General features: G+C 40.8%; 9 protein-coding genes. 8 read left to right on the plus strand and 1 reads right to left on the minus strand.

Features of this window, described 5'->3' with window-relative positions; all coding sequences use genetic code 11:
* Positions 1 to 92: 92 nt before the first annotated feature.
* From MORIYA_RS02585 to amaB, 4 genes are all read left to right on the plus strand, one after another.
* Positions 93 to 956 carry a DUF1338 domain-containing protein gene (locus tag MORIYA_RS02585; RefSeq protein WP_112712455.1) on the plus strand — a complete coding sequence of 288 codons (864 nt, stop codon included), beginning with the start codon at positions 93 to 95 and terminating at the stop codon, positions 954 to 956.
* Between the two features lie 186 nt (positions 957 to 1,142).
* Positions 1,143 to 1,832, plus strand: coding sequence for an RNA-guided endonuclease TnpB family protein (locus tag MORIYA_RS02590; protein ID WP_197713346.1), 690 nt, complete (start codon positions 1,143 to 1,145; stop codon positions 1,830 to 1,832).
* A gap of 201 nt (positions 1,833 to 2,033) precedes the next feature.
* Positions 2,034 to 3,131, plus strand: coding sequence for a saccharopine dehydrogenase family protein (locus MORIYA_RS02595; protein ID WP_112712457.1), 1,098 nt, complete (start codon positions 2,034 to 2,036; stop codon positions 3,129 to 3,131).
* A gap of 22 nt (positions 3,132 to 3,153) precedes the next feature.
* A complete protein-coding gene (amaB, locus tag MORIYA_RS02600) occupies positions 3,154 to 4,719 on the plus strand; it encodes an L-piperidine-6-carboxylate dehydrogenase (RefSeq protein ID WP_112712459.1) in 1,566 nt (521 codons plus the stop codon).
* 119 nt (positions 4,720 to 4,838) lie between these two features.
* Here amaB and MORIYA_RS02605 read toward each other — a convergent pair whose 3' ends face one another.
* Complete coding sequence (locus tag MORIYA_RS02605) at positions 4,839 to 5,603, minus strand: class I SAM-dependent methyltransferase (RefSeq protein WP_112712461.1); 765 nt, start codon at positions 5,601 to 5,603, stop codon at positions 4,839 to 4,841.
* A gap of 69 nt (positions 5,604 to 5,672) precedes the next feature.
* On the opposite strand from MORIYA_RS02605, the gene MORIYA_RS02610 reads away from it, so the two are divergent.
* The 4 genes from MORIYA_RS02610 to MORIYA_RS02635 all read left to right on the plus strand — a co-directional run bounded on the left by MORIYA_RS02610 (position 5,673) and on the right by MORIYA_RS02635 (position 11,674).
* Positions 5,673 to 6,470: an AraC family transcriptional regulator gene (locus MORIYA_RS02610; RefSeq protein WP_112712463.1), complete on the plus strand. Its 798-nt coding sequence runs from the start codon at positions 5,673 to 5,675 to the stop codon at positions 6,468 to 6,470.
* Between the two features lie 168 nt (positions 6,471 to 6,638).
* Positions 6,639 to 7,577 (plus strand): AraC family transcriptional regulator, encoded by a 939-nt coding sequence (locus tag MORIYA_RS02615; protein WP_112712465.1) that lies wholly within the window; start codon positions 6,639 to 6,641, stop codon positions 7,575 to 7,577.
* 114 nt (positions 7,578 to 7,691) lie between these two features.
* Complete coding sequence (locus MORIYA_RS02620; RefSeq protein WP_112712467.1) at positions 7,692 to 9,815, plus strand: TonB-dependent siderophore receptor; 2,124 nt, start codon at positions 7,692 to 7,694, stop codon at positions 9,813 to 9,815.
* Positions 9,816 to 10,639: 824 nt separating this feature from the next.
* The gene (locus MORIYA_RS02635; protein WP_112712469.1) at positions 10,640 to 11,674 is read left to right on the plus strand and encodes an efflux RND transporter periplasmic adaptor subunit; all 1,035 of its coding nucleotides are present in this window, start codon (positions 10,640 to 10,642) and stop codon (positions 11,672 to 11,674) included.
* The last annotated feature ends 1 nt before the right edge of the window (position 11,675 follow it).

The following is an 11,675-nucleotide window of genomic DNA, read 5'->3' on the forward strand; positions in this document are numbered from 1 at the left end:
ACTTGATCTCGCCTGCTAGCAAAACCTGACTTCATCATCTATCTTAGTATTAATCATCTCTGAAAACGGCAATGCAATTAAGGAGATAACCTATGTCTGTTTTAGATGCATTTTTTACCAAACTTTGGCAGCAGTACAGTGTCATTAGCCCACAAGCAGTCGATATACATCAGCTGTTTGAACGTCGTGGTGAAGAGTTAGTCAATGATCACGTGGCTTTTCGTACCTTCGCCGACTCACATATCGGTATTGATATATTAGAAGATGAGGTATTAGCGCTCGGTTATCGGCATCTTGACTCTTACCAGTTTGATGTTAAAAAGTTAGATGCGCGTTGTTATGTTCATGCCAACTCTCCGACCAAAATATTCATTAGTGAACTGCGCTGGCAGTCTTTATCCGATGCTTCTCAGGCCATTATTCAAGATATTATCGAACAGGCAAAAGCGACATTAAAGTCGCCCTTATTTGAGCAATCAAGCAGAGAACTTATGCCCTTATTAAGTGCCGGTCGGTTATGGCAATTACCCAGCTATGCAGACTATCAAACCTTAGCGTCAGAGTCCGAATACGCCGCTTGGTTATCTGTCTGGGGATTACGTGCTAACCATTTCACCATCTTTGTAAATCACTTAAAAAGCACCCCTGAATTGACAGACGTCGTGGCGTTATTACAGCAACAAGGTTATCCACTGAATGAAGCCGGTGGAGTGATCAAAGGCGCACCCTCGGATTTATTAATTCAAGCATCAACCATGGCAGATACTTGCATTGTCAATTTTAACGATGCCGGCGAACAAGCCATTAGCAGTTGTTATTACGAATTTGCACAGCGGTTTAACCAAGAAAATGGCGCGTTATACCAAGGTTTTGTACCGATGAGTGCAGATAAAATATTTGAATCGACTAATATGAAATCCATACTTGGGAGTACTACCTCCGATAACGAAAATTAGGTGTTAGTCGCTTTTTATCATCGTTGACGTAAAACCCCGACCTTTTGTGGCTGAAAGACGTATCAAGCGTGCCTTTACAACAGGCGTTAAAACACCTTAACAAAGGTTTTCAGTCCTTTTTTAAGTCAGGGTTTGGTTACCCTAAATTTAAATCAAAGCATCATTATCAATCAGCCAGCCAGTTACATGAGTAACGGGTTCAAATGGGATGCAGATAAACAATCATTATTACTCGCTAAAATGAAGCAACCGCTTAAAATAAAGTGGTCGCGCTACTTCACTGGAAAACCAAGTTCACTTACCGTATCCAAGACTAAATCAGGTAAGTATTTTGTTTCAATATTAGTGAAAGAAGCGATAAAACAGCTGCCGATTGTTAATAAAACGGTCGGTGTCGATGTTGGCATTAAAGATTTAGCGATCTGCTCGGATGGCGTTAAATTTAACAACCCGCGCTTAACAAATCGATATGCTAAAAAACTCGCTAAGGCTTCACGAAAATTAGCGAATTCCCGTAGAGACTTTACGCATAAAATGACGTCGACACTTATAAACGAAAACCAAGTGATAGGGATCGAGTCATTGAAAGTCAAAAATATGGTGAAAAATCGCAAGTTGGCAAAGCATCTCCATGATGCTAATTTCGGTGAAATAGCAAGGCAGTTAGAATATAAGGCTGATTGGTACGGGCGTAAATTATCAGCTATTAGCCAGTGGTTTCCTTCGTCTAAAATGTGCAGCGAGTGTGGAGCGTTATACGCTGGGCAGTGGTCATTAGCGATCAGGACGTGGACTTGCGCATGCGGCGCTGTTCACGATAGAGATCATAATGCTGCTATCAATATCCATAAAGAGGGATTAAGACTAGCAGCTTAAATAATTTGTGGCGGTAGGTAGTACCGACACGTTAAATGCTTGTAAGAGGTTTTAGAAGACTAACGCAATTTAATATTGCAATGCCTAAACCGTAGACGACAAGAATCCCCTTACTTCAGCTAGGGGAACTTCAACCGTAACAATGGAAAGGGATAGACTGTACTCATGCATTAATAAGAGTTTAGTCTTAGGGAGTTATGAATGGCAAAACGAATTGTTGTTTTAGGGCTTGGTCGAATTGGTGGCGCAATTGCCAAAATCCTCAATAGTCATCCTGATTATGATGTTACGGGTGCTGATATCGACCCCAATGCAGTCGCTCATTTTAGTGACCAATTTACAACTAAGTTATTAGCTAATTCGTCACCTGATATACGAGATTATAATGATTTACTCGCAGGGCAGGATGCGGTCATTTCGGCGTTAACATTCAATGATAATCCTTACGTTGCACAGGCAGCCTTAGCTAATGGCTGCAGTTATTTTGATTTAACCGAAGATGTACGTTGTACCCAAGCGATTAAAGAAATCGCACTCGCTGCAGCGCCAGGGCAGGTATTTATGCCGCAGTGCGGTTTAGCCCCTGGCTTTATCGGGATTTTAGGTTACAGCTTTCGGTCTTATTTCGACCGTCTTGATAGTCTTAAATTACGTGTTGGTGCCTTACCAGAATATCCATCTAATCAAATGATGTACAACCTGACATGGTCAACCGAAGGGTTAATTAATGAATATGCCAATCCTTGTGAGTCCATCAAAAATCATATCCAGACCTTAACGGAACCACTAGAAGGTTGTGAAGTGTTTTCTATTTCTGGCGTTGAATACGAGGCGTTTAATACCTCGGGTGGTCTGGCGAATCTGTGTTATTCCTTGGACGGGAAACTACGAGAGCTGACTTATAAAACTATCCGTTATCCAGGCCATTGCAAACTAATGAAGTTCTTGTTTCATGACTTACGACTAGGGGAAGAGGGTAAACGTCGCGACATGTTGATGGAAATATTTGAAAGTTCAGTGGCGACCACAATGCAGGATCTGGTGTTGATCTCTGTGGTGGCAACGGGTTATGTCGACGAAAAGTTAAGACAATGTAGTCGTACTTTTTTACTGCGGCATACTGCAGAGCAAAGTGCGATCCAAATCTCTACTGCGAGTGCGGTAGTAACTACGGTTGATTTAATTTTAAATAGTACTGAGCAAAGGCAGGGTTTTGTTGAGCAAGAGACGTTAGACATTGAAGATTTTTTGGCAAATGAGTTTGCGAAATCTTATCGAGACGCGGAATTAAGTATTTAACGGTAATGACGAGGATAATCACATGCATGAAGCAATTTTGAAAACCGTTCTTGGCGATTTTTATGCTCAAGATAAACACTATGGTAGTGCGTATCTGGGGGACCAGTGCTTTGATAGTGAGACTAAAGTAGATGTGATAAGCCCGAACACAGGTCAAAAATTTGTTTCCATCAGTCATGCACAACCCGATGTGATTGAAAACGTGATCAACAGTGCAAAAACTGAGTTTTATCATTGGCGTAGTGTGCCTGCGCCGCAACGTGGTGAGTTAGTCAGACTGTTTGCCGAAAAAGCCCGTGCAGCGAAACATCAATTAGCGACCATTATTAGCCTTGAGTCGGGTAAGCCATTTCAAGAAAGCTTAGGTGAAGTGCAAGAACTAATTGACGTATGTGATTTTGCAGTTGGCTTATCGCGACAACTTTACGGGTTAACTATTGCCACCGAAAGACCAAATCACAGAATGATGGAGCAGTGGCATCCTATTGGCCCTGTTGTGATCATTACAGCATTTAATTTTCCCATGGCGGTATGGGCTTGGAATGCCACACTGAGTTTGATTTGCGGTAACAGCATCATTTGGAAACCATCAAGTCAAACGCCACTCAGCGCATTGGCTTGCCATCGATTATTATTGTCAGCGATTAAAAAATTTGGGGGTAATGCGGAACTCAGTAGTATCGTGTTTGGTGAGAAAACGCAGGTTGAACAATTGGTCGATCATAAGGATATTGCATTGGTATCAGCGACGGGCTCATGTGCCATGGGCCGAGCGGTGAATTGCCGTGTCGCAGCGAGATTGGGGCGTACACTGCTAGAGCTTGGTGGTAACAATGCCATGATTGTTTGCCCGAGTGCCGATCTTGAATTAGCAATTCGTGCTATTACCTTCTCAGCATTGGGGACAAGCGGACAACGCTGTACGACGCTGCGTAGATTGATTGTGCATAGTAGCTTAAAATATCAAGTGCTCACCAAACTAGAAGCAATTTATAACACTGTGAGTATTGGTGATCCCTTTGATGGCCTGAATTTAATGGGACCACTTATTAATCAGCAGGCCATTGATAGCATGAAAGTGAGTATCAATACGGCTATTTCTCAGGGGGGCAAGTTGATCACGGGTGGTGAACGAGTCTCGAACTTAAGCAATAAAGGCAAAGAAGAGCACGGATTCTATATTACGCCAGCCATTGTGGATATTGACCCTCAAGCTGATATCGTCCAGCAAGAAACGTTTGCGCCGTTACTGTATGTACACAGTTACGATTCACTTGATCAAGCTATCGCCATCCAAAATAGTGTCTGTCAGGGATTGTCTTCCGCTATCTTTACTAAAGATATGGCCGAAGCCGAGATATTTGTCAGTGCCAAAGGCTCTGACTGTGGGTTAGTCAATGTCAATATGGGTACGTCGGGTGCGGAAATAGGTGGTGCGTTTGGCGGCGAAAAAGACACTGGTGGTGGCCGCGAAAGTGGCTCCGATGCATGGAAAAGTTATATGCGTCGTATGACTAATACGATTAACTACGGCAGTGAATTACCTTTAGCACAGGGCATTAATTTTGATATGCCCAAAGGTGATTAGGCGCTATTTTTTATCATCTTTGACGTAAAACCCCGTCATTCATGTCGGGGGTGTAAGCCTTTAATACGCAGAATTAACATTACTTAGGCCTGTTTTGATGCTAGTTGCAAATTTATTCTCTATTTGATGCCGACGTAAATTGAAATGGGGTAGTTGTAATGGACATTGCCTTTAATCAGTTCGGGGTTAAAGCCTGTGTTATTAATATCCACATCATCGGTAATCAGTTTCCTGATGCTAATTTTGCCATCAGGGGTAGGGAATGACGCTTGTAATTGTTGCTCAAGTTCGACATTAACTGTGTATTCTGATTTACGACAATCCTTAAGGTTACTTTGTGTAAATAATCGATTGAACTCATCTATTGATAGTGCGTGAACGTGGGAAGAGTCTCTTAATCGTTCAATATGATTAAATGTTACTGAGTATTTTGATTGAATAGCTACATCGGCAACCAACACACATCCTTTGGGTTTACACACTCGGATCATCTCTGACAAAACTTGCTCTGGTTTCAGGAAATGATGAAAGCTATAACGGGTGATCACTGTATCAAAACTATCATCCTCGTAGGGTAACGTCATTGCGTCCCCTTCACGAAACGACATATTAGCTACGTTATGGGCTAGGGCTTGTTGTTTGGCTTGATCAAGCATTGCGGGTGTCAAATCTAAACATTCAACATGATTAGCCACTTTGGCAAAAGCAGTAGCGACAAGACCTGGTCCCGACGCGACATCAAGCACCGTATCTTTTTCATTTACGGCTGACATTTTAATCAGTAAATCTACTGAATCTAAATGACCTGATAATTTAGTGAAGGGGACAGCTTGTTGGGTAAATTGTGATATGACCTCGTTATTGTGTTTCGTACTTTGTTCCATTTCTATAACGCCTTGAATAAATAATGAACTGTTATTATAATCGGATGAAACTGACTTACTTTCGATATTATGACAACATATAGTGATTTACTGACAAAGATAGAACCGATTGATTTAGGTTACATTATTGATTCTGATAAGCCTGTACTGCCGTATTGGAAACAAGTGACGAATGCCATGTGTTCAACGCCACATTGCCATCCTCGCGGGCAGTTTATTTTTTCGGTCAGGGGAATTACACGTGTTGTTACTGATGACGGCATCTTTTTGATCCCGCCCTCACAAGCATTTTGGTGTCCACCGAATGTGACTCATGAATTGGTGTTTTCAGGTGCAGTGGACATTGCTAATTTATTTATTGACCCTGCATGGGTTTATTCCTTACCACTGCATCCACAGATTTTTAATGTTTCCGCTTTAGTTAATTATCTTGTTAAGCGATCAATGCAAATGGGTTGTGATTATAAGCCTAATGGAAAAGAGTATCGTTTGATGCTTGTTCTTCTTGATGAAATCTCAGTACTAGACAAATCGTTATTGGCATTACCATGGTCAAACAGAGATAAGCTGAATGCTATTCTATGTCTGTTGGTTAAAGAACCCTGTAATATTGACACGATTGACCAGTGGGCCGAATCGATACATGTTAGTCCAAGAACATTGGCCAGAATGTTTCAAAAAGAGCTGGGGATGACATTCACTGAATGGCGAATGCGAATAAGACTATTTTATGCCATTGAGCAATTACATGCTGGAAAATCGGTAACATATATCGCACTCGAATTAGGATATAGCACACCGAGTGCTTTTATCGCCGCCTTTCGTAAAATAATGGGTAAATCACCATTAGAATATATTACTGTTTAAGGTTTTACATGTTTTTACATGCAATACTTGGGATGATACTTATCTTTTATGCATACATTAATCACTATTTATCCTTCTGCTTTATTGCACAAATGAGAATTATTCTTATAATGGACGATTTAAATTCTCTTACTCTCTCGGTTATTTACCAAAGGTATTGTGTGTACGATGCAGAAAGAAAATAAAAAACAAGTTAACCGTTTTACCCGCATCGGAAAGTTGTTGGATTTTATCAATGAAAATATAGATCAACCGTTATCCGTTGAACAACTGGCGGATAAAAGTTGTTGGTCACGTTGGCAATTACAGCGCGTATTTCATCATGAAACGGGGCTGAATCTTGCGCAGTATGTGCGAGAGTTAAAATTGAGTTTAGCGGCAGAGCAATTATTAGGCAGTAAAAGTCGGGTTGTTGATATTGCGTTGGCATTAGGTTTTAGCTCTGAAGCTAGCTTTAGTCGTACGTTTAAAAATATGTTTTCACATTCGCCGATGGCATACCGACGACGCGGTAAGCGCCTTGGTCTACGCACACCAATTAAGCTCTGTTCTCGGGTGTTAGATAGCTTTGATCTAGAGGCCAGATTATTACAAATCCGTATTGAAACCCGTCCAGAATTTACGCTTTACTGCACATCTGGCATTATTTCAGGGTTGTTTTCATTAAGACCTAACTATCAGCAGCAAGTCCCGCTCATTTGGTCTGAATTTGTCAAAAACTTGCCTGAAGCTGAAATGCTGTCCGTGTTGAGTGAAAGCTCATCACTGGCTGCGGATATAGAGTTGATTGGTGTTGTCGGAGTGATTAAAGCTAATGATGATATAGATGCGATCCCTTATTGGGCGGGCAGTACTGCGAGTACTTTACTCGGCACCACGTCATTAGATACTATAGACGTACCTGCACAAGAGTACGCTGTTATTCCATTTAAAGGACCGATTAAACAATTAGAACAAGTACTTGTTTGGTTGTTTTCACATTGGATACCGGATTCAAATTATAACAGTGTTGACGGTTATGAATTGGAGATCTATCCGATAAATTATGACCCAGAGGACTCATCTTCTTACATGGAATATTGGTTACCAATCGAACCTCGAAGCTAAAATAATTTGAACTTTTTGATTATTGCACCAAATTGTTAATTTTTTCTCTAAATCTCCCTATACAATGCGAACGATAATAATTATCATTTGCATGAATTGAGATTTGGAGTCCGAATGTTATACCAACCTATTCGTATATTATCCCCAGTGGCCTTTGCCATTATTTGCGCTTTATCGAGTTCAGCTTTTGCTGAGCAGCCTATTATAGATAGTACTGAAGAACAAATGACTGTCTTTGGTAAAGCTTATCGAAATACCGCGACCAAAACGACGTTAGCGCCTATGGATACACCTCAAGCTATCTCGAATGTTGATCGAGAAACGCTTGATTTACGAGGGGTGAAGTCGGTAGCCGAAGCACTACGTTATGTACCCGCAGTGAATACTGAACTAAGGGGTGGCGCGGTTTCTCGATTAGATTTATTTAATATTCGCGGTTTTATTAACTATCAGAATTTTTACGATGGTTTGCCGCTGATGTTTAATGGCTGGAATCTACAGCCACAAATTGATTCAATTGCACTTGAACAAGTCGAAGTGTTTAAGGGACCAACGTCGGTATTATACGGAAACATCCCACCGGGCGGCATGGTTAATCTTATTGCTAAATCGCCACAACAAGAACAGAGTACGGATGTGACGGTGACGGCTGGGAACTTTGATCGTAAAGAATTATCTATTGATTCAACCGGGCAGATAGCTGATTCAAATCTGTCTTATCGTGTAGTTGCTTTAGTGCGTAAGAAAGAGGGACAAGCAGATACCTCTGAAGAAGAGCGTTATGTATTGGCGCCATCTTTAGATTGGCAGTTGTCTGATAAGACGCTCGTTAATTTTAATGTTTATTACCAAAATGATCCATCAGCAGGTATTTACACGTCAGTACCTGGGGCAGGGAGTGTTTTATCAAATCCTAACGGGAAGCTTGATTCAAGTATCTTTACTGGTGATGAAAATTGGAATACCTACGAGCGTGAAGTATTGATGCTCGGTTATAAAATTAACCACGAATTTAATGCTGACTGGCGCTTCTTGATGAATGCGCGTTACATGAATGCGGATGCTTACCAAGAAAATACCTATAACACTGCGCTGCAGAGCGATATGCGTACCGTTGGCCGTAATGCGTATCTTACCGATGAGAAATCACAAAGCTTTGTTATAGATAATCAAATTTCAGGTCGTTTCAATACAGGCGTACTCGAACATAACGTACTGTTAGGGTTTGATTATCAGCAACTCGATTCACGTATTATTTACAAAGATGCTAGTGCGCCATCGATTGATGTGTTTAACCCTAATCATCAACAAATTGACGGTAGCTCGCTTAATTTCACCTACACCACCGATTTTGATCTAGAAAGTCGTCAAGTCGGCATTTATGTGCAAGACCAGTTATTATTGGGTAATTGGATTGTGATCGCTGGTGGCCGTTATGATGAATATGAACAAACATCAACAGACCATGCTTCAGGGGCTGATACTGCTGCAGCCATTAAACAAGATAACTTTGCTTTCCGTTTAGGCGGTTTATATAACTTTGATAATGGCTTAGCACCTTATGTTAGCTATGCACAGAGCTTTGAGCCTGTAGTGGGGAATGATCGTCATGGGAATGCGTTTGTACCATCGACGGGTGAACAGTGGGAAGCTGGTCTGAAGTATGAATCTGCAGATATGAGTAAAACGTTTGTTATTTCACTGTTTAACATTACCAAGAAGAATGATTTAACACGCGATCCGACCGGCACACCATATGACAAAGTTCAAACGGGTGAAACGCAATCTAAAGGCGTCGAAGTCGAAGCGAATCTAATGCTAACCGACAATCTAGATCTGGCGACAAGTTATACCTATATGGACATGAAAGTGACCGAGGATAATACCGGGTTGGAAGGTAAAACGCCGATTTGGGTTCCCAAGCATGCTGCGAATGCGTGGTTGAATTATTATATTTATAACGGTATGCCAGCAGGCACGACCATAGGTACGGGTATCCGTTATGTCGGTGAAACTCAGATCGATGCGATGAATAGCGATCAAGTACCTGATTACACGCTCGTTGATATGTCAGTTGCGTATGATCTGTCTTATTTAAGCGACAGTTTAGATGGTTCAAGTATTTCTGTGGTTGCGAGTAACTTGTTTGGTACGGAATATTATTCTTGTTATGACACCAATAACTGTTGGTTTGGTGCCGAACGTAGTATCACTGCTAATGTTAAATTTAACTTTTAATCGTTAATTTAATTTAATTTCAATAGGACCAGGTGTCATACCTGGACAATTTATGCCTCTAGATAAGGATGCGAATATGCAGGCTAAGCATTATGCGCAATTTTTTCAAACCGCTGCACGATAGTCAGGTTGCGATTAAGTAACTGTATAATTATTGGTAAATGCAACATCCAGAGGCGAGTGCTTCGTATTGGTTAACACGGGGTTGGACTATGTTGATATGGCAACCGTTATACCTCGCATTTATTTTCTTATTGATTAAAGGCCGATTAAATATCTGGGGTTAAATGAACAGGTATTATCTTCAACTTATATTAATCTGATTTGTTGATGATTATATATTGAATAACAATCCCTTAGCGTGTAATTTTGATATAAACGAGCAGCTAGCGTGACTAAGGGGATGTCATGATAATAAGAAAAGCCAAACATAATGATATTGATGGGATCAGCCAGTTAATCACACCATTTGTCATTAAATATATGCCGATGGAATTGACGGTAGTTTAAAAGTCGCGATGCAATTACCGAGTACAATTTGGGTGATCGTCGTGTGGGATGAGCTAGAATTTTGTCTTGTGCTCATGAATTAACTGAATTTCACACTCTAATTTTAGATGTTATCAGTTTATTGATGTATATAATGATTATCACTTTTAATATTAATTATTTTATTGAATGATGTGTTCTTATCGTTGTCATAAATGACTTGTATATAAGTCATTGTAAATACTATTTTAAAGGCTATAGTTTATGATGACAACTTGACGGGTTTAAAAGAAATATTAATTGTTAAGTAAACAGCACATTATTAGGGTGATTATATGAAGGGAATTATAGCGACCACAGTTGTTGCTGGCCTGTTACTTTCTGGCTGCAGTGAAAAACAGGTTGTAATACCTGAACCGGACTCACGGCCTGTTAAATTGCAAACCGTCGATGTTGGTATTAAAGATACATTTCGAACCTTTCCAGGTATTGTCGAAGCTGATGATAAAGCGGTACTTGGATTTCGTGTTTCGGGTGTTCTATCATCGATGGATGTTAGACCTGGCGAGAATGTTGTAAAAGGGCAAACGCTTGCGAGTTTGAACCAAGATGAGTTTTTGCTACAAGTCGAACAAGCACAAGCAAATTATGAGCTGGCCTCAGTCCAGTTTAAGCGTGATGCTAAATTACGTAAAACCAATGTTGTTTCTGAATTAGCATACGATATTTCTAAGGCTAAGCGCAACCAAGCGCAAGCGACGTTGAGTAAACAAGAATCCAACCTCGGTTATGCGACCTTGGTCGCGCCCTATGACGGTACATTATCATTATCGTTAAAAGAAAATTATGAATATGTCATGGCAAAAGAACCTGTAGTGCATATTCAGCGGGCGGGTATTATCAATGTCACCTTCCAGCTGCCTGAACAGCTGCTTGCACGTTTTAATAATGAATATAGTCGTCGCCCGACCGTTATTTTCGATACTCTCCCTGGCGAAGAATTTCCTGCTCAATTTAAAGAAATTGATATCGAAGCCAACCCGACAAATTCCAGCTATAAAGTCACCCTGTTTATGGACCGACCTGAAGGTAAAAATATTCTACCGGGGATGGCGGGTGCAGTCCGTATTGCGCTTCCTAAAGGTAGTGCTGGTGCGATTTCCTCGCAAGCATTAATGCGAAAGGGTGACTCCATTTTTGTATGGCAGGTTGATGATCAAGGTATTGTACACAAGCGAGAAATCGAGTTAGATGAAAAAGGACGTGTAACGAAAGGCTTAAATGATGGTGATAATATTGCTATTTCTGGCGTGAGCGAGTTGCGAGAAGGTCAGAAAGTACGATCTTGGGTCAAGGAGCGGGGACTGTAAT

Source organism: Moritella yayanosii, assembly GCF_900465055.1.
GTDB lineage: Bacteria > Pseudomonadota > Gammaproteobacteria > Enterobacterales > Moritellaceae > Moritella > Moritella yayanosii.

Excerpts from the sequence above, each read along its gene's own strand:
- MORIYA_RS02585 (WP_112712455.1), top strand. The coding sequence starts at position 93 with ATGTCTGTTTTAGATGCATTTTTTACCAAACTTTGGCAGCAGTACAGT.
- MORIYA_RS02590 (WP_197713346.1), top strand. The coding sequence starts at position 1,143 with ATGAGTAACGGGTTCAAATGGGATGCAGATAAACAATCATTATTACTC.
- MORIYA_RS02595 (WP_112712457.1), top strand. The coding sequence starts at position 2,034 with ATGGCAAAACGAATTGTTGTTTTAGGGCTTGGTCGAATTGGTGGCGCA.
- amaB (WP_112712459.1), top strand. The coding sequence starts at position 3,154 with ATGCATGAAGCAATTTTGAAAACCGTTCTTGGCGATTTTTATGCTCAA.
- MORIYA_RS02605 (WP_112712461.1), bottom strand. The coding sequence starts at position 5,603 with ATGGAACAAAGTACGAAACACAATAACGAGGTCATATCACAATTTACC.
- MORIYA_RS02610 (WP_112712463.1), top strand. The coding sequence starts at position 5,673 with ATGACAACATATAGTGATTTACTGACAAAGATAGAACCGATTGATTTA.
- MORIYA_RS02615 (WP_112712465.1), top strand. The coding sequence starts at position 6,639 with ATGCAGAAAGAAAATAAAAAACAAGTTAACCGTTTTACCCGCATCGGA.
- MORIYA_RS02620 (WP_112712467.1), top strand. The coding sequence starts at position 7,692 with ATGTTATACCAACCTATTCGTATATTATCCCCAGTGGCCTTTGCCATT.
- MORIYA_RS02635 (WP_112712469.1), top strand. The coding sequence starts at position 10,640 with ATGAAGGGAATTATAGCGACCACAGTTGTTGCTGGCCTGTTACTTTCT.